24 protein-coding genes are annotated in these 22,945 nt (G+C 66.4%); 16 read left to right on the forward strand and 8 right to left on the reverse strand.

The features are described 5' to 3' along the window. Positions 1 to 37: 37 nt before the first annotated feature. Positions 38 to 427 carry a nuclear transport factor 2 family protein gene (locus AWC18_RS13695; RefSeq protein ID WP_085139104.1) on the forward strand — a complete coding sequence of 130 codons (390 nt, stop codon included), beginning with the start codon at positions 38 to 40 and terminating at the stop codon, positions 425 to 427. A gap of 6 nt (positions 428 to 433) precedes the next feature. Here the strand turns inward: AWC18_RS13695 and AWC18_RS13700 are convergent, their stop codons facing one another. Genes AWC18_RS13700 through AWC18_RS13710 form a run of 3 tightly spaced genes read right to left on the reverse strand, consistent with a single transcriptional unit; the run spans position 434 to position 2,339 of the window. Then, positions 434 to 829, reverse strand: coding sequence for a DUF427 domain-containing protein (locus AWC18_RS13700; RefSeq protein WP_085139068.1), 396 nt, complete (start codon positions 827 to 829; stop codon positions 434 to 436). Next, positions 826 to 1,836 (reverse strand): NAD-dependent epimerase/dehydratase family protein, encoded by a 1,011-nt coding sequence (locus AWC18_RS13705; protein WP_085139069.1) that lies wholly within the window; start codon positions 1,834 to 1,836, stop codon positions 826 to 828. Before AWC18_RS13705 ends, AWC18_RS13700 begins: the two co-directional genes overlap by 4 nt. Then, entirely contained in the window at positions 1,833 to 2,339 is a 507-nt protein-coding gene (locus tag AWC18_RS13710; protein ID WP_085139070.1) for a nuclear transport factor 2 family protein, read from the reverse strand. The genes AWC18_RS13705 and AWC18_RS13710 overlap by 4 nt, the downstream gene beginning before the upstream one ends. Before the next feature lie 132 nt (positions 2,340 to 2,471). Between AWC18_RS13710 and AWC18_RS13715 the strand changes: the two genes are divergently transcribed. The 6 genes from AWC18_RS13715 to msrA are packed head-to-tail and all read left to right on the forward strand — an operon-like array spanning position 2,472 to position 7,325. Then, positions 2,472 to 3,011 (forward strand): VOC family protein, encoded by a 540-nt coding sequence (locus AWC18_RS13715; protein WP_085139071.1) that lies wholly within the window; start codon positions 2,472 to 2,474, stop codon positions 3,009 to 3,011. Positions 3,012 to 3,022: 11 nt separating this feature from the next. Next, entirely contained in the window at positions 3,023 to 3,856 is an 834-nt protein-coding gene (locus tag AWC18_RS13720; protein WP_085139072.1) for an enoyl-CoA hydratase/isomerase family protein, read from the forward strand. Continuing rightward, positions 3,853 to 4,506, forward strand: a complete 654-nt coding sequence (locus tag AWC18_RS13725; protein ID WP_085139073.1) for a TetR/AcrR family transcriptional regulator — start codon at positions 3,853 to 3,855, stop codon at positions 4,504 to 4,506. The genes AWC18_RS13720 and AWC18_RS13725 overlap by 4 nt, the downstream gene beginning before the upstream one ends. A gap of 16 nt (positions 4,507 to 4,522) precedes the next feature. After that, on the forward strand, positions 4,523 to 5,635 hold the full coding sequence (locus AWC18_RS13730; protein ID WP_064997905.1) for an alpha/beta hydrolase: 1,113 nt from the start codon (positions 4,523 to 4,525) through the stop codon (positions 5,633 to 5,635). After that, a complete protein-coding gene (locus tag AWC18_RS13735) occupies positions 5,635 to 6,801 on the forward strand; it encodes a cytochrome P450 (protein WP_085139074.1) in 1,167 nt (388 codons plus the stop codon). Before AWC18_RS13730 ends, AWC18_RS13735 begins: the two co-directional genes overlap by 1 nt. A 17-nt stretch (positions 6,802 to 6,818) precedes the next feature. Beyond that, a complete protein-coding gene (gene msrA, locus AWC18_RS13740; RefSeq protein WP_085139075.1) occupies positions 6,819 to 7,325 on the forward strand; it encodes a peptide-methionine (S)-S-oxide reductase MsrA in 507 nt (168 codons plus the stop codon). 4 nt (positions 7,326 to 7,329) lie between these two features. Here the strand turns inward: msrA and AWC18_RS13745 are convergent, their stop codons facing one another. Beyond that, positions 7,330 to 8,682 carry a cytochrome P450 gene (locus AWC18_RS13745; RefSeq protein WP_085139076.1) on the reverse strand — a complete coding sequence of 451 codons (1,353 nt, stop codon included), beginning with the start codon at positions 8,680 to 8,682 and terminating at the stop codon, positions 7,330 to 7,332. A gap of 109 nt (positions 8,683 to 8,791) precedes the next feature. Here AWC18_RS13745 and AWC18_RS13750 point away from each other — a divergent pair, with 109 nt between their 5' ends. Beyond that, positions 8,792 to 9,403 (forward strand): TetR/AcrR family transcriptional regulator, encoded by a 612-nt coding sequence (locus AWC18_RS13750; RefSeq protein WP_085139077.1) that lies wholly within the window; start codon positions 8,792 to 8,794, stop codon positions 9,401 to 9,403. Between the two features lies 1 nt (position 9,404). On the opposite strand, the gene AWC18_RS13755 is transcribed toward AWC18_RS13750, so the two are convergent. Further along, positions 9,405 to 10,523 carry a fatty acid desaturase family protein gene (locus AWC18_RS13755; protein ID WP_234806526.1) on the reverse strand — a complete coding sequence of 373 codons (1,119 nt, stop codon included), beginning with the start codon at positions 10,521 to 10,523 and terminating at the stop codon, positions 9,405 to 9,407. Between the two features lie 18 nt (positions 10,524 to 10,541). Further along, on the reverse strand, positions 10,542 to 11,597 hold the full coding sequence (locus tag AWC18_RS13760; protein WP_085139078.1) for a ferredoxin reductase: 1,056 nt from the start codon (positions 11,595 to 11,597) through the stop codon (positions 10,542 to 10,544). A gap of 69 nt (positions 11,598 to 11,666) precedes the next feature. On the opposite strand from AWC18_RS13760, the gene AWC18_RS13765 reads away from it, so the two are divergent. The 5 genes from AWC18_RS13765 (at position 11,667) to AWC18_RS13785 (ending at position 18,621) form a co-directional block, all read left to right on the forward strand. Continuing rightward, a complete protein-coding gene (locus AWC18_RS13765; protein WP_064997911.1) occupies positions 11,667 to 12,374 on the forward strand; it encodes a TetR family transcriptional regulator in 708 nt (235 codons plus the stop codon). 429 nt (positions 12,375 to 12,803) lie between these two features. Next, entirely contained in the window at positions 12,804 to 14,225 is a 1,422-nt protein-coding gene (locus AWC18_RS13770) for an alkaline phosphatase family protein (RefSeq protein ID WP_085139079.1), read from the forward strand. Between the two features lie 53 nt (positions 14,226 to 14,278). Beyond that, entirely contained in the window at positions 14,279 to 15,754 is a 1,476-nt protein-coding gene (locus AWC18_RS13775) for an alkaline phosphatase family protein (RefSeq protein WP_085139080.1), read from the forward strand. Positions 15,755 to 15,920: 166 nt separating this feature from the next. Further along, positions 15,921 to 17,330, forward strand: a complete 1,410-nt coding sequence (locus AWC18_RS13780; RefSeq protein WP_085139081.1) for an alkaline phosphatase family protein — start codon at positions 15,921 to 15,923, stop codon at positions 17,328 to 17,330. A gap of 172 nt (positions 17,331 to 17,502) precedes the next feature. Next, positions 17,503 to 18,621 (forward strand): nitronate monooxygenase, encoded by a 1,119-nt coding sequence (locus AWC18_RS13785; RefSeq protein ID WP_085139082.1) that lies wholly within the window; start codon positions 17,503 to 17,505, stop codon positions 18,619 to 18,621. Between the two features lie 9 nt (positions 18,622 to 18,630). On the opposite strand, the gene AWC18_RS13790 is transcribed toward AWC18_RS13785, so the two are convergent. After that, on the reverse strand, positions 18,631 to 19,242 hold the full coding sequence (locus tag AWC18_RS13790) for a GNAT family N-acetyltransferase (protein ID WP_064997916.1): 612 nt from the start codon (positions 19,240 to 19,242) through the stop codon (positions 18,631 to 18,633). Between the two features lie 53 nt (positions 19,243 to 19,295). Between AWC18_RS13790 and AWC18_RS13795 the strand changes: the two genes are divergently transcribed. Then, entirely contained in the window at positions 19,296 to 20,252 is a 957-nt protein-coding gene (locus AWC18_RS13795; protein WP_085139083.1) for a dipeptidase, read from the forward strand. Here the strand turns inward: AWC18_RS13795 and AWC18_RS13800 are convergent. Further along, the gene (locus tag AWC18_RS13800; protein WP_085139084.1) at positions 20,249 to 21,175 is read right to left on the reverse strand and encodes an alpha/beta fold hydrolase; all 927 of its coding nucleotides are present in this window, start codon (positions 21,173 to 21,175) and stop codon (positions 20,249 to 20,251) included. The genes AWC18_RS13795 and AWC18_RS13800 overlap by 4 nt on opposite strands. A 78-nt stretch (positions 21,176 to 21,253) precedes the next feature. Here AWC18_RS13800 and AWC18_RS13805 point away from each other — a divergent pair, with 78 nt between their 5' ends. Both AWC18_RS13805 and AWC18_RS13810 read left to right on the forward strand, forming a co-directional pair. After that, positions 21,254 to 21,586, forward strand: a complete 333-nt coding sequence (locus AWC18_RS13805; protein ID WP_420093339.1) for a VOC family protein — start codon at positions 21,254 to 21,256, stop codon at positions 21,584 to 21,586. A gap of 120 nt (positions 21,587 to 21,706) precedes the next feature. After that, entirely contained in the window at positions 21,707 to 22,195 is a 489-nt protein-coding gene (locus AWC18_RS13810; RefSeq protein WP_109560083.1) for a hypothetical protein, read from the forward strand. Positions 22,196 to 22,945: the final 750 nt, after the last annotated feature.

The raw sequence follows: 22,945 nt of genomic DNA on the forward strand, positions 1-22,945 counted from the left end.
CGTTGACCGCTACGCGCTGCCACGCCACGATGGTGTGGTGTCCACCCCTTTCGATGATCCCCAGGCGGAACTCGCGTGGATGTTTCTGCAGGGCCTCTGCGGCGACGATGACCTCGATGAGATATTTACGCTGGTCAGTGACGATTTCACCTACTGGAGCATCCTGACCCGCGAGGCTATCGACCAGGATGCGCTGCGGTTGCAGGTCGAACAACGCCGGAAAGGTCTACGGGTCAGCATCGACCTGTTGCGCTGCATCAACGAACACGAGACCGTCGTGATCGAAGCGCTCGGCGAATGTGAGACCGCCGACGGGTCGCACTACGACAGCCCGGTGGTGTTCATCGTCGACACTCAAGAGGGGCGGATCGTCTCGGTGCGCGAGTTCACCGACACCCGGTTCGCCGGCCAGGTCCTGGGTATTTAACGGCCTTTAGGCGTCGGCGACGGCGATGTCGGCTTTGTCGGGGTAGAACGCGACGTGACCGGCGATCTCCGCGACCGCCGGGAACGGCTGCTCGTAGGTCCAGATCGCATCGACGACGGTGTGGCCGTCCGGGGTGCTCACGCTGTAGTAGGCGGCATCGCCCTTGAACGGGCAATAGCTGGTGGTCGCGGTCAGACTCAGCAGGTCGGTGTTGACGTCGCTTAGTGGAATGTACTGCACTGCAGGGCGATTCGACTCCTGCAGCGTGAGTGCGTCCACACTGTCGGCAATGATCTCGCCGCCGATCCGCACCGTGACCCGCCGGCCGGTCGGCGTCACGGTGATCGGGTATTCGTCGGTCGGGAGATGAATCGGGCGTCCGTTCGATTGGCCGTGTGTCATGCGGGCGAACCTCGCTTCTTGGCGTTACGCAGTTTCATCCAGAAACGTGCCGCCTCCCGGATCGATTCCTCGACCGGTCGTGGCTGCCAGCCGAGTTCGCGCACCGCCTTGCTGTGGTCCACCGGGGCTTCGGCGCGCATCATCCGCACCGACGTCCAGCTCAGCTCGGCGTCCTTGCGGGTCAGTCGTGCCCGCAGGCTGCCCAGCGCGCCCAGTGCATACAGCGTGGGCACCGAGATCGAGCGCGACGGCACCGGCATGCCGGCTTCCTCGGCCGCGATCTTGACCACGTCCGCCAGCGCGATCAACCGCTCGGAGATCAGGTAGCGCTGGCCGTTGCGGCCATGGTCGGCGGCCAGGATCATCGCGCGCGCGGCATCGTCGACGCCGACCGCCTCCAGCTCGATGCCCTTCATCAGGAACGGCAGCTTGCCGAATGCCGCTCCGGCGATGAACGCTCCGTGCGGGGTCCGGCCCCAGTCGCCGTCGCCGTAGGTGGTGGACACGCACATCGCGACCGCGGGCAGGCCGGCGTCGGCGCTGCGCAGCACCAGTTCTTCGGCCTGCACCCGTGATTGGACGTAGGGCGTGAGTCCGCGCGGGTTGATGATGTCGTCCTCGGTGGCGACGTGGCCGCGGCGCCGGCCCACCGTGGCGTAGCTGCTGGTGAACACGAATCGGCGCAGGTCAGCGTCTTGAGCAACGGCCAGCACATTGCGGGTGCCCTCGACGTTGGTGCGGAACAGCGGGCTCGGATCGCGCAGCCAGGCGCGGGTGTCCACGACGCAGTAGTAGACGTCGTCGCAGCCGGCCATCGCCTCGGCCAGGGTGGCCGAATCGAAGATGTCGCCGTGGAACCGCGTGACGTCGAGGTGGTCGATGGCGATGGTGTTGGCGCTCGGGCGCACCATCACCCGGACGTCTTCGCCGGCGTCGACCAGTTGGCGGGTGACGTGAGATCCCAGGAACCCGTTGGCTCCGATGACAAGCTTGGGCCTGCGGCTCATGCGTTACCTCCGAACTGCTGCATCCAGGCGGCCGCCTCCTCGTCGAGGGTGCCGAGTTCCTGGGCCTTACGGCACCAATTCATGGTCGCCGCGACAAAGCGCAGCGGGTTGTAGATGTCCTCCTGGCGGCTCCAGAGGCCGTCGCCGGCGTAGGTGATGATCGAGATATTGGTGGCGCTGATGACGGTGCCGTCACCCGGGTCGCGCATCGGGTTGTCCAGTTCGCAGATGATGCGCCCGCGGTCCTCGTCGATCACCGACCACAGGGATGGGAACTCGGTCATGTAGCTGCCCGGGAACGTCGACATGGTCCTGCGGATCCAGCTGCGGACCTCGTCCCGTCCGTGCATGGTGCCCATCGCATGCTCGACGTATTCGACGTCCCGGGTGTAGTGCGCAACCCAGACATCCCAGTCCTTGGTTTCGGCGGCCCGGGCAACGGTCTGCTCGAAGGTCTCGAACGCGGCGGCCAGTTCCGCGCGGCTGAACTGCGGTTTCGTCATGCCAAGAACTAGAACACGTTCTAGCGACCTTGTCGAGGGTTGCCGTTCGTAATCGAATCTGGGTTTATATTCGAGACAGGTGCTACCGTGACGCCGTCGGCCCACGGCGGGCCGTGAGGAGGTTCGCAGCCGGTGACGTCCCCCAAGCCCGCGGTCGGCCTGCACCATGCGGCCTACGCCTGCGCCGACCTCGATGCCACTCACCACTTCTACGAAGACCTGCTGGGGTTCCCGCTGGTGCACACCGAGGTCGAGCACCTTCAGGACGGCTACTTCCGGCACGTCTTCTACGACCTCGGCGACGGCTCGTGCATCGCCTTCTTCGACCTGCACGGCGTCGGGGAGAAGGAGAACTGGTCGAGCTCGCTGTCGCGCCCGAACGGGTTGCCGGTCTGGGTCAACCATGTGGCGTTCCGGGCCACCGAGGAGAAGCAGAACGAAGTCCGGGCCCGGATGGACGCCGCCGGCATCAAACCCCTGATGGACGTCGACCACGGCTGGTGCCACTCGCTGTACTACCTCGATCCCAACGGCATCATGGTCGAGCTGTGCCGCGACACGCCCGGCTTCGAAGCCGACCCGGAGAAGGCGCACGCCTTGCTCAACAGCACCGAACGGGCGGCCGACCCCAAGGTCGTCACGTCAAGCTCGACCACCACGCGCCTCGGCTGAACCGGCCGCGCATGGCGCTCGATTCGCTGACATCGCTCACCGTCGCCCAGGAAGGCCCGGTCGCCCGGGTGCGCATCGGCCACGGCGAGATCAACCTGATGGACGCCACCATGATGGGCGACCTGTGGCGCCTGGTGAACTGGCTGCGATCGCCCGCCGGCAGCGACGTGCGGGTGGTGGTCCTCGAAAGCGCCAACCCGGACTTCTTCATCGCCCATGTGGACCTGGCGCTGTTGGCCGCCTCGGTCGAGAACACCGAGGCTGCCGTCGGATCCTTCCAGGATCTGGTCGGCGCCTTCCGGGCACTGAAGCAGGTCACCGTCGGGGTGGTGGCCGGGCGGGTTGCCGGCGGTGGGATGGAGCTGCTGGTCAACCTCGACCTGCGGTTCGCGGTCACCGGCCGGGCGGTGTTCAACCAGGTCGAGACCGGGCTCGGGCTCATCCCAGCCGGTTCGGGTCCGCAACACCTGCTGCACCTGCTCGGACGGGGCCGAGCACTGGAGGTCATCCTCGCCCACGACGATCTCGATGCCGGCCTCGCCGAACGCTACGGGCTTATCAACCGAGCGTTGGACGCGGACGCCGTCGGACCCTTCCTGGACCGGCTGGTGACGCGCATCGCCGCGGTACCGCTTGCCGACATCGCCGAGGTGAAGGCCACCCTGGCCGCCCCGGACATCGCCGCGGGCCTGGCGGTCGAGCGCTCCGCGTTCGCCCGGGTGCTGGGCCGCGGTACGGCGGTGCCGACGATGCAGCGCTTCCTGGCCGCCGGTGGCCAGACCCCGGACGGTGAACGCCGACTGGCCGATCTGGTGGGCGAGCTGGACGCCGGGGAACCGGCGTGACGTCGACGGGCGGCGGGGTCGCGGACGAGTCGGCCTCCCGTCCCACCGTCCGGGGCCGCGACACCCTGGCCCGCCTTGAGCACGCGGCCCGTGAGGTGATCGCCCAGAAGGGCTTCTTCAAGACCACGATCACCGACATCACCGCGGCCGCCAATCGCTCGCCCGCGTCGTTCTACCACTACTTCGACTCCAAGGAAGACCTGTTGGCGTCGCTGGCAGAGGACTTTCGCGCCTCGGCCAAAAGCCGTGCGGTGCAGGCACTGCACCCCGGCCAGGACCTGCGCGAGATCATCGAGGAATCGGTGCGGGCGCACTGGGAGACCTACCGCGAACACCTCGGGGTCATGGTCGGGGTGTTCCAGCTGGCGATGATCAACGACGAGTTCGCCCAGCGCTGGCGGGACATGTGCGCCGACGCGATCGACTGGGTGGCGCAGACGGTGCGCATGGCGCAGCGCCGGGGCTATGCGCCCGGCGCCGACCCCGAGCTGGTCGGGTCCGCCATCGTGTCCATGCTCAACAACTTCACCTATGTCTGGCTGGTGGCCGGCGGCGACGTCGCAGGCCGCGAACTGGACGAAGAAGCAGCGGTGAAAACGCTCACCGACACCTGGTATCGCTCGGTGAGCTGGCGCGATCAGGATTCATGATCAAAGGAGTAATGCAGTGGCAGTGACCCGCGAATTCGTCTCGCTCACTTCGGCATCGGCGGGCGTGAACCCGGCCGGCTACCATCCGGCCCAGGGCTTGTACTGGACTCCGGCCGGCACCAAGCCGAAGGTGGCGGTGATCGCCAGCCACTACAACGTGGACTTCGCCGAGCACTACCTGGCGCCGCTGATCGCCGAACGCGGCTACGGCTTCCTGGGGTGGAACACCCGCTACCGCAGTGGCGAGTCGTTGTTCCTGCTCGAGCATGCGCTGCTCGACATCGCGGCCGGGGTGCAGTGGCTGCGTGAACAGGCCGGCGTCGAGACGATCGTCCTGCTGGGCAACTCCGGCGGTGGATCGTTGATGGCCGCCTACCAGTCGCAGGCGGTCGACCCGCACATCACCGCGGTCGGCGGCGGTCCGGTGCCCGACGCGGTCAATGCGCTGCCGCCGGCCGACCTCTACGTCTCCACCCAGGCCCACGCCGGGCGCCCGGAGGTGCTGACCGCGTGGATGGACCCGTCGGTGACCGACGAGACCGATCCGCTGTCGTGCGATCCGTCGCTGGACATGTACGCCGAGCAGAACTCGCCGCCCTACACCCCGGAATTCATCGCCCGCTACCGCCAGGCCCAGCGCGACCGCAACGACCGGATCACCGCGTGGGCGCAGGCGGAGCTCAAGCGGCTCAAGGCCGGCGGCACCTACGACCGGGCCTTCTCGGTGCATCGGGTGTGGGCCGACCCGCGCTATCTCGACGCCTCACTGGACCCGTCGGACCGACCGCTGAACCTGTGCTACCTGGGTGACCCGCGCCGCGCCAACCGCGCGCCGTACAACATCGCCGCGCACTGCACGCTGCGGACCTGGTTGTCCATGTGGAGCCTGCAGACGTCGTTCTGCCAGGGCGCTCCGCACCTGGGCCGGATCACGCTGCCGTCGTTGGTGATTCAGGGCACCGCGGACACCGGGGTGTTCCCCAGCGACGCCCAGCACATCTACGACTCGCTGGCCAGCACCGACAAGCAGCTGCACTTCATCGCGGGCGACCACTACCTGGAGCAGCCGACGGACAGCCGCACGGTCTGCGCCGACCTGGTGGCGTCCTGGATTGCCGAACGCACCTGATGGCCACGCTCGACTTCGACTTCCGCGACCCGGCGCTGCACGTCGATCCGCTGGCGTATCAGCGGCGGTTCGCCGAAGCCGACCCGGTGCACCGCAACAGCCAGGGGCTGTGGGTGCTCACCCGGTATGCCGATGTGCTGGCGATGCTGCGCGACGAGCGGGTCAGCACCGACCGGCGAAACCTCTACCGCAACAAGCTCGAACCGGGGCGGGCGTATCTGACCCACGTGGAACACAACCTGTTCTACCGGTCCGGCGACGACCACCGCCGGCTGCGCGCCCCGCTGTCGCGGGCGTTCACGCCGCGGGCGCTGGCCTCTTTCGAAGCCGAAGTGGACGCCCGCGCCCGGTCATTGGCGGCCGCGCTGGACCCGGGCGGCTTCGACCTGGTGCCCGAGTTCGCCAAGCCGTTGCCGCTGGGGGCGATCGCCACCCTGCTGGGGGTGCCCGACAGCGAACTGGACAACCTGGCGGCCTGGTCGATGGCCTTGATCGCGGCCCTGGAACCGGCGGCCCCGCGCACGGTGTTCACCGCCGCCGACGAGGCCGCCGCCGGGATGAAGGCCCTGCTCGCCGATCTGCTGGTGCTACGCCGGGCCGACCCCGGTCACGATCTGCTGTCCGTGGTGGCCACCAGCGGGCTGCCGGTGTCGGACGACGAGCTGCTGCACAACGCCATCTTCCTGCTCTCAGCCGGGCACGACACCACCACCGCCGTGCTGACCGGAGCCACCGCGCTGCTGATCGAGCAGCGCGAGCAGCGCAGCCTGCTGGCCGACTCCCCGCACGCGGTGGACGAACTGGTCCGGATGATCAGCCCGGCGCTGATGATCTCCCGGGTGGCCGCCGCTCCGATCGAGATCGGTGACACCGTGATCGAAACCGGTGCCCCGATCCTGCTCGGGCTCGCAGCCGCCAACCGCGACCCGGCGGTGTTTCCCGACCCCGACCGGCTCGACCTGACCCGGTCGCAGACCGGCCACCTGGGATTCGGGTTCGGCCCGCATGTCTGCCTGGGCGCGCCGCTGGCCCGCATGCAGATCCGGCTGGGACTACGCGCGCTGTTCGACCGGTTCCCGGAGCTCACGGAGCAGGCGCCGCCGTACCGCGAGCCGAGCGCGGTCTTGACCAGCTACCGCTCTTATCTGCTGGCGGGCCGCGAATAGCTGCGGATAATCGAGGCATGACCAATTTGCAGAGAGCGATCCTGGCCGGCGGCTGCTTCTGGGGCATGCAGGACCTGATCCGCAAGCAGCCCGGCGTGGTGAGCACTCGAGTCGGCTACACCGGCGACCCCACCGTCCCGAACGCCACCTACCGCAACCACGGCAATCACGCCGAGGCCATCGAGATCACCTACGATCCCGCCGCCACCGACTACCGCCGGCTGCTGGAGTTCTTCTTCGCCATCCACGACCCCACCACGCGCAACCGGCAGGGCAACGACATCGGACCCAGCTACCGCTCGGCGATCTTCTACCTCGACGACGAGCAGCGCCAGATCGCGCTGGACACCATCGCCGAGGTGGACGCCTCCGGCCGCTGGCCGGGCAAGGTGGTGACTGAGGTCAGTCCTGCCGGCGACTTCTGGGAAGCCGAACCCGAGCATCAGGACTACCTGGAGCGCTACCCGAACGGCTACACCTGCCACTACATCCGGCCGGACTGGCAGCTGCAACCGCAGAGCTAGCGGGTCAGCTCCGGGGGCGCACTGTGATTCGGCCGCCCTTCTTGGGGGTGAAGGCCACGCCGCGGGAATGGAACTTCTCCCCCGGCGCGCTGGTGGGCTCGATGGTCAAGCGCTCCAACACCGTTCGCAGCACCACGTCCATCTCCAGGTTGGCGAACGTCGAGCCCGGGCAGCGCCGGGTGCCGCCTCCGTAGGGCATCCACTCGAAGGCCGACGGGCTGCCGTCGAGGTAGCGCTTGGGGTCGAAACCGTCGGGATCATCGAACGCGGCGGGGTTCTGGTGCACCTGGTTGATCGCGACGATCACCGAGTAGCCGCGGGGAATCACCCACTCACCGATCTGGATGCTGGGCGCGTACACATGGCGTCCGGAGAAGTCGATCACGGTGCGCACGCGCTGTACTTCGCGGATGGTGGCACGCCGCAACGAGTTTCCGCCGGCGTCGGCTTCGGCGGTCAGTTCGTCGAGCAGTTGCGGGTGGCGGCTCAGCCGCTCGAAGACCCAGGCCAGGGTCGAGGCCGTGGTCTCATGCCCGGCGGCCAACAGGGTCAGCAACTCGTCGCCGATCTCCTGGCGAGTCATCGCTGCGCCGTCTTCGTAGGTGCTGCTGAGCAACAGGGCCAGCACGTCGGTGCGGTTTCCGAAGTCGGGGTCGGATCGGGCATCCGCGATCAGCTTGTCCAGCACGACCTCGTACTCGGCGCGCCAGGCGGCCATCCGGCCCCAGGGGGTGAACCGGCCGTAGGAGCGGATCGGGATCGGCAGTGCCGCAAGGCGGGAACCCAGCGTCACCCACTTGGGCAGGCCGACCCGCAGCTTGTCCAGTTCGGCTCCCTCGGCTCCGAAGATCGCCCGCAGGATCACATTGATGGTGATCCGGTTCATCGGGCGGAGCGTTTCGAAGGGCTTCCCGATGGGCCAGGTGGCGATCTCGCGCAGGGTCTCCTCGACGATGATCTGCTCGTAGCCGCGCACCCGCTTGCCGTGGAACGGCGGACTGAGCAGGTTGCGGCGGCGCCGGTGCGCCGCACCGTCGAGCGCGAACACCGAACCCGAGCCGAGGATCCGCGACAGGTTGGGCTGGATGTTGCCGAGATCTTCGGGGTTGGTCAGCAGCGCCTGCCGGGCCAGTTCGGGGTCGGTGAGGATCACGGCCGGCCCGAACATCGGAACATCGACGGTGAAGGCGGCCCCGTATTTGCGGGTCATCCGTTGCAGCATCCGGCGCCGGGACAAGACGAACAGCACGCCGGCGGTCAATTTGGACCTGCGGGCGCCGCCGGGCGGCAGGTTGATCGCCGGCGCCTCGGCGGTGTTGACGGTGCCCGCGGCGCTGGGGACAACGGTGTGGGTCATGCGACGCCTCCCGACGTGGTCTTGGTACCACTGCGTACCAAATGCTTGCGGGCAACGGTACTCTTAAGTACCAACGTGTGGCAAGGCTTGAGTGCAGGGAGGTGCGGCGATGACGGTGCCTGCGATCGACACCCCCGCGGTGGCCGACGCGGCCGACCCCTATCGGCGCCGGCTGCTCGACGGCCTGGCCGATTCGATCGCCGAGCGCGGCTATCGGGCCAGCACGGTCGCCGAGATCGTGCGCGCGGCCCGCACCTCCAAACGCACGTTCTATGACCACTTCGCCAGCAAGGAAGAGTGCCTGCTGGAGCTGCTGCGGGTGGACAACGAGGAGTTGGCGCTGCGGATCCGGACCGCGGTGGACCCGCAGGCCGATTGGCAGGTCCAGATCCGCCAGGCCGTCGAGGCCTACGTCGCCCAGATCCGGTCCCGCCCGGCGATCACGCTGAGCTGGATCCGCGATATGCCGTCCCTGGGCGAGGTGGCCCGGCCGGCCCAGCGCCGTGGCCTGGAGCTGATGTCGAACCTGCTGATCGAGCTCAGTGGCAGTCCGGGGTTTCGCCGCGCGAACCTGCCGCCGCTGAGTCCGGCCCTGGCGGTGATTCTGCTGGGCGGCCTGCGGGAACTGACCGCGCTGGCCGTCGAGGACGGCGACGACATCGGCGTCATCACCGAACCCGCCATCGTCGCCTCGATCGCGCTGCTGGGCCCCCGGAGCTGACTCAGGTCCAGGGCAGCGCCAACCTGCAGATCTTGCGGACCACGCTGCCGAACTGCTTGCGCAGCGGGCCGGCGTTGTAGGCGACCCCGTAGCGCTCGCAGATCTCGCGGACCTGCGGGGCGATCTCGGCGTACCGGTGCGCCGGCAGATCGGGGAACAGGTGGTGTTCCACCTGGAACGACAGGTTGCCGGTCAGGATGTGGAACAACTTGCCGCCGGTCAGGTTCGCCGAACCGAGGATCTGGCGGTAGTACCACATTCCGCGTGACTCGTTCTCGGCTTCTTCAACCGTGAATTCCTGTGTGCCGTCCGGGAAGTGGCCGCAGAAGATGATCATGTACGCCCAGACGTTGCGCATCAGGTTGGCGGTCATGTTGCCGGCGAACACCAGCGGTGCGAACGGCCCCGCCAGCAGCGGGAAGGCGACGTAGTCCTTGAGCGTCTGGCGGCGCACCTTCTGCCAGGTCTCCCGGAGCATTTCGCGCTTGTCGGTCAACTTGATCTCGCCGGCCCGGAGGCGTTCGGCCTCCAGCTCGTGCACCGCGACGCCGTACTGGAACAGCACCATCAGCAAGAAGGCGTACAACGGGTTGCCCAAGTAGTAGGGCTCCCACGGCTGCTTCTCGCTCATCCGCAGAATGCCGTAGCCGACGTCGCGGTCCATCCCGACGATGTTGGTGTAGGTGTGGTGCATGTAGTTGTGCGAGTGCCGCCACTGGTCCGCCGGACAGGCGGTGTCCCATTCGAAGTGCTTGCCGTACAACGCCGGTTCGTTCATCCAGTCGTACTGACCGTGCATGACGTTGTGGCCGATCTCCATGTTGTCGAGAATCTTCGACAAGCCCAGCATCGCCGTCCCGGCCAGCCAGGCCGGCGGAATGATGCTGAAGAAGAGCAGGGCACGCCCGCCAACCTCCAAGGCGCGCTGCGCCTTGATGATCCGGTGGATGTAGTCGGCGTCGCGCTCGCCGAGGTCGTTGAGAACGCTCCGGCGCAGGGCATCGAGTTCGGCGCCGAAGGCATCGAGGTCAACCGGCAGGTCCGCGCGCTTCAGAACCTGCGACTGTTCCGGCTTCTTTGACTGCTCGGTTCGGGGGTGCTCGAGAACTGACTGAGTCATGGTTGGCTCCTTGGTTGTCTAGAGGTCGATTTCGACGTCACCGACGGGCACCGACACGCAGATCTGGATGTCTTCGCCCTCCGCGGAGGAAACGGCCCCGGTGATCAGATTGCGCACCGTGCCGCCGGTCTTGCGGCAGGTGCAGCTGTGGCAGATGCCCATTCGGCATCCGCTGGCCGGTGTCAGACCGGCGGTTTCGGCCTGTTCCAGCAGAGGTCGACCATCGTCGACCACCGACACGGTGCTGCCCAGAAACGTCACCCGCCCGCCCGACGGTTCGCTCGGTGCGGCGAATTCCGGAGGAACGAAGCTCTCCGAGACCGCTTCGGGGCACTGCTCGCGCACCGCCGCCACCAGGGCCAGCGGCCCGCACACATAAACCGCGTCGGGGTTGGGCATGGCGGCCCGCAGATGCTCGGCACTGAAGTACCCCTGCAGGTCGCCGTGCTCCGGGCTGCGGGTGTAGCCGTGCAGCACCTGAACTCGCGGCATGGCGGCGAGCTCGTCGTGGTAGCAGGCCTCTTCGCGGGTGCGGGCGTAGTGGATGAAGGTCACCCGGCCCGCATATTGCTCGGCCTGCAGGGTGCGCAGCATCGACATCACCGGGGTGATGCCGCTGCCGCCGGAGATCAGCAGAATCCGGCGGGGGCGGATCGCCGGAAGAACGAAGTCGCCACCGACCCCGTCCAGGCCGACCACCATGCCGGGTTCGGCGTTGCGGTACAGGTACTCAGACACCAGGCCTGATTCGTGGCGGCCGATGGTGAGCTCGAGGAGCCGCTGGCCCTCGGCACTGGCCGGTGAGTAGCAGCGGGTGCGCCGGCGTCCGTCGATGTCGACCGACAGGTTGACGTGCTGGCCCGCCTTGAAGCCGGGAAACGCGTCGTTGGGTTCCAGGAGCAGAGTCACGCTGCGCGGGGTAGATCGCCGCACTGCGACGACCCGGGCGCGCGCGTCGTTCTGGGTCCACGTCGGCGACACCAGCTCGGTGTAGCGGTCGACCCCGTGGGGACCGGTGAGCAGGTCGACCAGGCTGGAGCCCAGGACCCGCCGCGTCAAAGTTTGAGTGAACATATGTACACAGTGAACACTTGTTCACGACTAGTCAAGGGTCTTTTGCCGGTTGTGTTACGCTTCACAACAGTGAACACTCGTACGCCGAACACTCGAACTGGGCGCTCGCGGCCACCTCGGCCCGAGCGGCCTTCCCGTGACGACCGCACTGAGCGACCGGAGCGCCTTTCACGCGAAGAACGCAAGGAAGCCACCCGGCGCGCCATCATCAACGCGGCGCTCACCCTGCTGGAAGAACGCAGCTTCAGCGCGCTGAGCCTGCGTGAAGTAACACGCGCCGCCCACATCGTGCCGGCCGCCTTCTACCGCCATTTCGAGTCGATGGATGCCCTGGGCCTGGTGCTCATCGACGAATCGTTTCGGGCGCTGCGCGAGACGCTGCGCGACGCCCGGGCCGGCAGAGTGGACCCCAGCAGGGTCATCGAGTCCTCCGTGGAGGTCCTGGTCGACAGCGTGGCGTCGCGCCGCGAGCACTGGCGCTTCATCAACCGGGAGCGCTTCAGCGGGATGACCGTGCTTCGCTATGCGATTCGCACGGAGATCCGGCTGATCACCTCCGAGCTGGCCACCGACCTAGCGCGATTCCCCGCATTCAACGAGTGGAGTGCCGAAGATCTCAACGTCCTGGCGGGCCTGTTCGTCAACGCCATGATCGTCAACGCCGAGGCCATCGACGACGCCCCCGACGCCGAGACGCTCGCCGAGATCAAGCAGGTTGCCATCAAACAACTCCGGATGATCGCGGTCGCCGCAGGCGGTTGGCGCAGCAAGCCCTGATCGGCGTGCCCCGCCGGCTCTGACGACGCCCGGCGTCTCCCCTACTGCCGAGCCGGAATCTCGCGACGCGCTCAGCGCGTGTCGTGCAGCGCAATTCCGGCTCGGCCGCAGTGGGTGGGGCGGCGCTGACAGCCACCACCCCACCGGCCACACCTCCACCACGCACCCCGTTAGCCCCGTGTGTTTCCGCGCCTCACCGTCGAGCCGGAATCTGGCGCCAAGCCCGCCGCGTGTCGTGCAGCCAAATTCCGGCTCGGCAACAGCGGGCGGGGCAGCAGGCCGACACCGCACCTGGGCGGTTAAGCCAGATTCCTCAGTAACTTTCTGGGCAAATGAGCGCATGCGGCCACTTAGCTTAATTTTTCCTGGGCGAAAACTGCTAGCATCGCCGCCAAGTGATCCGAGTAACTCCGGCGAGGGAGATCGATCGTGTCGAAGGTCAAGCAGTATCTGTGCGGTGCAGCGGTCGCCAGCCTGGTTGCGGGCACGGGCGCAGCGGTGGGAGCTCCGGCGGGCATGTCGACGGTGACCGCCGACTGGATGCTCGCGGCCGAGCACGTCTTGCTGATCGGCCTCGACGGCGTCAACCTCTCCAAGGTCCTCGAATACGCCTATAACGACGACAGCGGCTTCAAGACCGCGATGGACCAGGGCATCACCGGGACCGCGAGCATCGTCAACCACACCACGCTCTCCGGGCCCTCGTGGTCGACCATCCTCACCGGCGTGTGGGACGACAAGCACGGGGTCTTCAACAACGTGTTCCGATCCGAGCCCTACAACGCCTGGCCGTCGGTGTTCAACCTGATCGAGTACAACAAGCCCGAGATCAACACCACGATCGTCAGCAATTGGGAGTACCTCAACGAATTGGCCGAGGCCGGCGGTTACCCGGTGGACAACAACATCTTCGTTGGCCCCGAGGACAGTCCCGCCGACAGCGACGGGCTGGTCACCGCGCTCACCATCGCCCAGATCGAAGCCACGGCGAACAACCCCGATGACGTCTCGAGTTTCCTGTTCTCCTACCAGTCGCAGGCAGACCATGCGGGGCACTCGTTCGCCGGCGGCTCCGAAGAATACATGCAGGCCATCATCAATCTCGGGGGCAACCTCCAACAGATTTTGGCCGCGATCACCGCGGTGCAGCAGCTCACCGGTGACGACTGGTCGATCATCATCACCACCGACCACGGCCACCAGCAGACAGTCACCCTGCCCGGTCTCAGCATCGGCCACGGCTTCCAGTCGCCCAACGAGACGACCTCGTTCGTGATCTTCGACCAAGCCGGCCAGGACGCAACAGACGGCAGCCAGAACCTGAATTACTCGACCGCCGACATCACCCCGACGATCTTGTCGCTGTTCGGCATCCCGTTGCGCTCGGACTTCGACGGTGTCTCGCTGGCGGACGACCCCACCGTCCTGGACAGCATCGTCACCCCCGTCAATCTCCAACAGTCGCTCACCGACGCGATCGCGATGTATGGCTACCCGAACATCGGCAACGACATCGAGCTGGGCATCCGGACGGTGGTCGGGTCCGTGCCGTACTTCATCGACAAGTTCATGACCCAGATCGATGCATTCCTGCAGGGGATCGTCGACCAGGACATCTTCCTGGTCAGCGGGCTGGCCGAAGTCGGCCAGGACATCAACGAATTCTTCGGCGGTCTTTCGGTGAGCATCACCAACACAGTGGCCATGGGAATCGCGCATCTGCTCGGCTCGGGCGTCATCGCGCCCACCGACGCGCCGCTGCCGCAGCCGGGCAGTGCTGACTTCTCCGACCTGTCCCAGTTGGTCGCCGACCTGTCCCAGGTGTTCGACTTCGACGCCCTGCTGGGCTGATCCGAAGAATCGGGCAGCAGCCACATCAACCACTTCAACGAGGAGACCCGATCGTGACGAAGGTCAAGCAGTTTCTGTGCGCTACGGCCGTGGCCAGCCTGGTTGCTGGAACGGCGGCCGCGACAGCAGGAACGCAGCTGGGCCTGTCTTCGGTGACCGCCGATTGGCTGCTGGCCGCCGAGAACGTGCTACTGATCGGCACCGACGGAACTCGCATCGACAAGATCCTCGAGCACGCCTTCGATGACGACAGCGGCTTCAGGATGTTGGCGGACCGGGGCATCACCGCCGTCACCAGCCTCACCGGCCACCAGACGCTGTCCACGCCGTCGTGGTCGACCATCCTCACCGGGGTGTGGGACGACAAACATGGGATCGTCACCAACATCTACCGTCCGGAGCCATACATAACCTGGCCGTCGGTGTTCAACCTGATCGAGTACAACAGACCGGAAATCGAGACCACGGTGATCTCCGGCCGGGGCCTGTTCACCGAGATGGCCGCGCTAAGCGACTACCCGGCCGACAACATCATCGGCATTTCCGGGGGTGCCACCTCGGCCGACATGGACGCGCTGACAGCCGAAGAGACCATCTCCCGGATTCTCGCGACCACCAACAACCCGGAAATCTCGAACTTCATGTTCGCCTACCAGTCCCAGGTCGACCATGCCGGACACTCCTACGGCGCCGAGTCGGAGCAGTACACGCAGGCCGTCATCAACGTCGGCGCCAACATCAGGGCGATCCTGGAGGCAGTGGCCGCGGCCGAGGATGCCACCGGCGACAAGTGGACCATCATCCTGACCACCGACCATGGCCACCAGGCGAATCCGGACCTGCCCGGCTTCAGCCTCGGACACGGACTCCAGTCACCTAACGAGACGACCGGTTTCATCATGTTGTCGCTGGCCGGGAACGAGGACCAGGCCGGAGGCCAGAACTTGGCCTACCAGACCGTCGACATCGCGCCGACGATCCTGCAGGCCTTCGGTATCCCGCTACGGGCGGACTTCGACGGCACCCCCATGCAGCTCGACCCGGAGTTGCTCAACAGCACCGTCATCCCGGATGACCTGCGGACGGCGCTGCAGGCCGCAATCAACTCCTACGGCTACCCCGACATCGGCACCCACCTCATGCTGGGTCTTCGTGCGCTGGCCGGCGGTGCCGGTTACTTCCTCCGGGATTGGGCCTTCCCGCCCGTCAACAACTTCCTGCAGTCGATCATCGACGAGGACATCTTCCTGATCAGCCCGCTGGCCCAGGGCGCCCAGTGGGTGTTCAACACCGTCGGTGGGCTGGTAGTCGACGTGGCAAACGACTTGGGCCGCGCCATCGCATACCTGACCGGGGCCGGCGTCGTCCCGCCGATCGACCCACCACTGCCGAGCAGCGCCGACTTCACTGTGCCGTTGGAGTCACTGCTGGACTTCCTGGCCCCCGACCTGGGAGCCGTCGACCTGGGCGTCGTCGACGTGCCTCCAGTGGTCGACCTAGACATTGACCTCGACCTTGTGACGGGCTGATACATCCCAGTCGGCAACTGTGCCGTCCGGTGAAATACCGGGCCTCTCCCTCAGCAATCTCCTGCTCACATGAGCAAAATTGGGAAGAAAGCTGAGTTTTCTCTGGGTAACTGCTAGTGTCGCGATCAATTGGCCGGCCGAACTTGGATGGGGGAATCCGATCGTGATGACAGGCAAGAAGATTCTGAGTGGGGTGGCCGTCGCCGGCCTGGTTGCCGGTATGGGAGCAGCCGTCGGGACGCCGGTGGGGTTGTCGGCGACAACGACCGACTGGCTGCTGGCCGCCGAGCACGTGCTCTTGATCGGCACCGACGGCACCAACCTCTCCAAGATCCTGGAATACGCCTACACCGACGGCAGCGGCTTCAAGACCGCGATGGACCAGGGCATCACCGGGGCCGCAACCGAGGTCAACCACACCACGATCTCCGGGCCCTCATGGTCGACCATCCTGACCGGGGTGTGGGACGACAAGCACGGCGTGATCAACAACGTCTTCTACCCGCAGCCGTACAACGCCTGGCCCACCGTGTTCAACCTGATCGAGTACAACAAGCCGGAGATCGAAACCACGGTGATCGCCGACTGGGACTACATCAACGACATGGCTGAGGCGGGCGGCTACCCGGCCGACAACAACCTGTACGTCCCGTTCCAGGACAGTTGGGCCGACACCGACTCAGAGGTGACGGAACTGACGATCGCTCAGATTCTGTCGACCACCACCAACCCGAATATCGACCAGTTCATCTTCTCCTACCAGGTGCAGGCGGACGAGGCCGGCCACGCCTACGGCGGCGGGTCGGCGGAGTACGCCCAGGCCGTCATCAACGTCGGCGCCAACATCCAGCAGATTCTGGACGCGGTCGCCTACGCCCGGGGCGAGACCGGCGACGACTGGTCGATCATCATCACCACCGACCACGGCCACCAGATGTCGCTGGGCTTCGGACACGGCTTCCAGTCGCCCAACGAGACCACGCAGTTCGTGATCTTCGACCAGGCCGGCGCCGACGCCACCGACGGCAACCAGAACCTGAACTACTCGATCGCCGACATCACGCCCACGATCTTGTCGCTGTTCGGCATCCCGTTGCGCTCGGACTTCGACGGCGTCTCGATGGCGTTCGACCCGAACGTGTTGAACGGAATCGTCGAGCCGACCGACCTCAAGCAGTCGCTCACCGACGCGATCGCGATGTATGGCTACCCGAACATCGGCAACGACCTGGCTCTGGGCCTGCGCACCGTCGTCGCCACCATTCCGTACCTGCTCAACGGCGTCGTCAACGACATCGACAAGGCGCTGCAGGCGATCGTCGACCAGGACATCTTCCTGATCAGTGGCTTGGCGGAGTTCGGCCAGGACATCAACGAGTTCTTCGGTGGCCTGACGGTGGATGCGCTCCAGCTGATGGCCCGCGGCGTTGCCTACCTGACGGGAGCCGGGGTCATCGCACCGACCGACGCGCCGCTGCCCCCTCCTCCGGGAGACGCCGACGCCACCTGGATCGACTCGTTGTTCTCCGGTCAGAGTCTCGATCTCTCGGGTCTGTTCGACGCCTTGGTGGCCTGACCCTCTTTGCACACCGAAGCCGCCAGGTCACAGACCTGGCGGCTTCGCTGTTACGGTCGGAAGCCACACCGGCTGCGCCTCTTCGCCAGTGCTGCGATAGCGTCGCGGCAGTTCCTCACCCCTCGGGCCGGCAACGTCCGCGACCCCCATTCACCAAAGGATCGGCGATACCGTGAAGACCCCCATCTGCGAGCAGTACGGCATCGAGTTCCCGCTTTTCGCCTTCAGCCACTGCCGCGACGTGGTGGCCGCGGTGACCAACGCCGGCGGCTTCGGAGTACTCGGCGGCGCCGCCTACACCCCTGAGCAGCTGGACCAGGAACTGACCTGGATCGATGAGCAGGTCAAGGGAAAGCCCTACGGCATCGACATCATCGTGCCCGCCAAATTCGAGGGCAAGGGCGAGAACCTGTCCGGCCGGCAACTGTCCGACCGGATCCCCGCGGAGTACAAGACCTACATCGCAGACCTGCTGGCGCAGCATGACATTGATCCCGACGAGAGGCCGCGCATGGGGTCGGCCCTGCTCGCCGGAAACGAAGGCGAGCAACTGCTCGAGGTGGCTGTCGCCCATCCCATCCGCCTGATGGCCAACGCGCTCGGCGTGCCGCCGGACTACATGATCAAGTCCGGAAAAGAACACGGCATCCCGGTCGCGGCCCTGGTCGGCGCCAAGCAGCACGCCCTGAAGCAGGTCGCCCACGGTGTCGACCTGATCGTCGCCCAGGGCACCGAGGCCGGCGGCCACTGCGGCGAAGTCTCCACCCTGGTGGTCGTTCCCGAAGTCATCGAAGCCATCGACAACGCCGTGCCCGTGCTTGCCGCCGGCGGGATCGTCACCGGTCGACAGATGGCAGCCTGTGTGGCGCTGGGCGCCGCCGGCGCGTGGACGGGTTCGGTGTGGCTCACGACGGAAGAGGCCGAAACGGCGCCGCACACCGTGCAGAAGATGCTCGCGGCCACCTCGCGAGACACCATTCGCTCCACCGGTCGCACCGGTAAGCCCGCTCGCCAACTGGTCTCTGATTGGACCGACGCCTGGCGGCCCAACGAAAAGGGTCACCCGACACTGCCGCTGCCGCTGCAGTCGATGATCGCCGAGCCCACCCTGCGCCGCATCGACAAGCTGGCCGCCACCGGACACGCTGGGGCCCAAGCCCTTTCCACCTATTTCGTGGGCCAAGGTGTCGGCCTGATGAACAAGGTGAAGCCAGCCCGCGATGTCGTGTTCGAGTTCGTCGAGGACTACATCGCCGCCGCCGAGCGGCTGGGCGGCTCGGTCAGCGACTGACCGAGCCCCCTAGGGGGTCTGCGGTTCCCGCCACATCTTCCACAGCGTGGGTCCCCCGTTGGGGACGTTGATCTCACCGATCACCCGAAAACCGAAACGCTCGTAGTACGGCACGTTTTCCGCCTTGCTGGATTCCAGGTATGCCGGGCACAGTTCGGCATCGCAGCGATCGAGCCGCGGCTGCATGACGGCCCGGCCGAAGCCGCGTCCCCGCACCGAGGGGTCGCTGCCGATCACCGCCAGATACCAGTGCGGTTCCTCGGGGTGGTGAGCATCCAACAGGTCGGTCAGGGCACGGCCCGCTGAGAGCCGGAAGCCCAAGGACCGGACCAGGGATGGCAGCATTCGCAGCTGCGACCAGATCGACTGCTTCCAACCGTGGGGAGGGTCCCACAGCGCAGCCGCGCCGATGGCTGCACCGTCCTCGGCCACCTCCACACCGCCGCCCGCCAGGTGATGAAACCGAGTGGAGGTGCCGAAATACGTCGCCAACTGGGCGGTGCGGGCCTCGTCATCGGGAAGCAGCCACATCGACACCGGGTCGTCGTAGAACGCGCGCCCCAGCGCCTGCGACAGGGCGGGGATGTCGGACTTCAACGCGGACCGCGAATCGATTGCCATGGGGCTACATTAATGCGTCGCATTCGGCCGCCACGCAGAGCAACATCAGTGCCATGAGCACCCTGTTGTGGGACCAGCACACCTGCCTGCCACTGCAGGACGGTGCCGAGGTGGACCCGCTGACCCGCTACCAAGGCACCGGCGGCGCACTGCTGTCGGTGAACGCGGGCTACACCCCGCAGCGCCTGGCCGACACCCTGGCCCTGCTGCGGCACTTTCGCCGCGCCATCGAGCACCACCCGAATCTGACGGCGGCCGGCACCGTCAGCGACGTCGATGCGATCACCGGAGCCGGCGGCATCGCGGTGGTGTTCGACCTGGAGGACTCCAACCCGCTCGACGGTGATCTGGGCAACCTGGCGGTGCTGGCGCAGCACGGGGTCCGCACCCTGTTGCCCACCTACAACCACGCCAACCGCGCCGGCAGCGGCTGTCTGGACACCGCGGACGAAGGACTGAGCGCCTGGGGCCGCGCACTGGTCGCCGAGATGAATGCCGTGGGTATGGTTCCCGACGGCTCCCACTGCAGCACCCACACCGGCCTGGACATGTGCGCGGTTTCGAACGGCCCAGTCGTCTACAGCCATTCGTGTATGCGGGCGTTGTGGGATCACCCCCGCAACATCACGGACGATCAAGCCCGGGCGTGCGCGGCCACAGGCGGGGTGGTCGGCATCACCGCGGTGGGAATCTTCCTGGGCCCCAACACGCCAACCCTCGACGCGTTGGCGCACCATCTGGAGTACGCGGTCGAACTGGTTGGCGTCGAGCACGTCGGCGTCAGCACCGATTACTCCTTCGACCACGCCGACTTCAACGCCGAAATGCTGGCCAACCCGCAGTTGTTCGACGAGAGCTACACCCGCTGGGGACCGATCCAGTGGATGCCCCCCGAGACCTGGCTGGGCCTGCGGGATCACCTTTCGGCACGCGGCTGGGCAGACTCCGACATCGACGCCGTCCTGGGCAGCAACTTCCGCCGCGTGGCACGCGCGACATGGCGGACCTAGTTCGGGCGAGCTGCCTGTGCAAAAGGCGTTATCGCGGAGAGGAATTCGTCCGGCTTCTCCAGCTGAGGACTGTGCCCCGATCCGGCGATGACGACCGGCTGCAGGCCGGCCTGGCGATAGCGCGCGACGTTCGGGGCGGTCGGGGTCAGCACATCGCTGTCACCCCACACCACCAGCACCGGTTTGCCCAGACCCGCCAGGCGGTCGGCCACCGCCCGCTGTTCGTTGATCCGGCTCGCGGCTTTGGCGTCGCACAATGCGTTGTGGGTCATCCGCTTCAACGACCGGTAGGCCAATGCGGGAACCGGAAAATCGGCCGCGAACCCGGTCTGCAACGAACTCTTGTCGACGGCGTCGAGGCGGCGCAACGTGTCCAGCGCGGGACCAACCACCAGCCAGCACACCGCGTTGCCCAGTGCGGGCATGGCGGTCATCCCCAGCGCGGCGGGGGTGTCGGAGACGATCACGCGGTCCACCAGGTCTGGGGCGGCCTCGGCCAACGCGGTGGCCACCAACCCCCCGGTCGAATGCCCCACCAGCACCGCATGGCGCACACCCAGCGCACCGAGTGCCTGGCGCATGGCGGCGGCCTGGCCCTCCGCGCTGTAGGGCGCCGCGTCCCTCGGGGCCTCCGACCCGCCGTGGCCGACCAGATCGATCGCAACCACCCGAGAGCCCTGTGCCAGTGCCGGCGCCACCGCCTCCCACCACTCGATGGACGCCGAATAGCCGTGCAGCAGCACGATGGCATGGTCTGAACCAGAGCCGTACTCGCGAACGTTGAGATCCGGGCCGGACAGATCGAGCACCCGCCCCTGCGCGAATGGCTCGGCACCGCGGGTGATCCGGTCAGTGATCACCGTGTTGACCAGGAGTGCGACGATGACCAGCGTGATGACCAAAGCGGCGAGGCGTTTACCCACCCGCTGACGGTATCCGGGCTTAGCCTGGATCGGGATCGAATACACAGGAGGTATGCAGTGAGCGACCACGACATCCGCATGATCGTCTTGTCCACCGACAACCTGGACGAATCGATCAAGTTCTACAGCGAGACCCTGGGCATGCCGCTGAAGTTTCGCGACGGCGCGCACTTCGCGGCCCTGGACGGCGGGTCGGTGACGCTGGCGCTGGCGACTGCGGTGGACCACCCGATCCACGGGCAGGTGGTGGTCGGCATCAAGACCGACGACGTGGACGGTGCGGCGAAAGCCATCGAGGCCAGCGGCGGCGGAATCGTGAAGGGCCCCTACGACGACGCCCACGAGCGCCGGGCCGTGGTCTACGACAACAAGGGCAACGGGCTGGTCTTCTACAAGCCGTTGGGGCGGTAAGGCCAGGCGGACAGGCGCAACCCGGTCCCCTGGGGATCGGGTTGCGCCTGCCTGGGATCCCGCCTATTGCGACGCCTGGATCTAGGGCCTGGAGTCGGGTAGAGGTCTACCCTCCCAAGTGTGACCTCGACACCGCCTCCTTGGCCCACACCGCCTCCCGCTCAGGCGCCCCGGCGGTTCACTTCGATAGTCGCGGCGCTTGCTGCGTTGCTGTCGGTCGCCGCGTTGATCGTGGCGATCATTTCGCTGACTCGTTCAGCCGACGCATCGACGCCGCACTACACGGCCGCGCAGCAAGCCGACGCCAAGAAGCGCCTCTGCGACAGTTACCGGCTTGCAGCTCATGCCGAACACGTCGAGACAAACACGCCCGACAATGTTGCGCTCGCGCGTCTCTCTGCGACGAACGGGGCCCTGATCCTTGAGACGGCCGCTGCGGACCCGGCACTAGACCCTCAGTATCGCGATGCGGCCCGGGCTCTCGCGCTCACGTACCAGAAACTCGTTGCGGTGGCCACTGGTAAAGATCCAGGAGACCCGGAGCTTGAGACGGTACTCGCCGATACCAACGCTAATGCGCGCGCGCTGCAGCAGCTCTGCGGTGACTAGCCCGCTTCTACGAGGGCTACGCCTGCTGACGCTACCGCGGTGCTCCGGGCAGAGTAACTGGAGCGAGAGATGTGCCGGTCCGATTCGAACACCGCGACCGCACACAGCCGACGCTTGGACTGGACGTAATCACCGGCCCGGTTGCGCCCGCCGGTGCCACACTAATTAGCGCCACGAAGTCCGCCTGCCGAGCGAACACCCCAACCAGGATGTAAATGTGAAATCGCGTTGGGGTCTACCCTCCGCATTGTGACCATAACCCCGCCTCCAGGGCCTAGACAGCACCCCGCTCAGTCACCCCGGCCGTCCACTTCGGTGTTCTCGGCGCTTGCTGCGTTGCTGTCAGTCGCTGCATTGCTCTTGGCGATCGTTGCGCTGATCCGTTCAGTTGACGCGTCAACGCCGCATTACACAGCCGCGCAGCAAGCCGACGCCAAGGAACGACTCTGTGACAGTTACAAACTCGCAGCTCATGCCGAGCACATTGAGACGAACACGCCTGACAACATTGCGCTCGCGCGTCTCTCCGCAACGAACGGCGCCGTGATCCTTGAGACCGCTGCGACGGACCCGGCACTAGAGCCTCAGTATCGCAATGCCCTGCGTGTCAGGGTGAGTTGAGTCCAGTGGTTCATAGCAACCCGCTTGCAGGGCGAGATACGGATCAACTCGAAGATGACGATTTCCAGCCCGGCTGTGGCCGGGGAGAATGCGTACATGGATGCAACACGTCCACGTGGTGGTGGCCCG

The sequence above is a fragment of the Mycolicibacter nonchromogenicus genome, from assembly GCF_002101775.1.
In the GTDB taxonomy this organism is placed as follows: domain Bacteria; phylum Actinomycetota; class Actinomycetes; order Mycobacteriales; family Mycobacteriaceae; genus Mycobacterium; species Mycobacterium nonchromogenicum.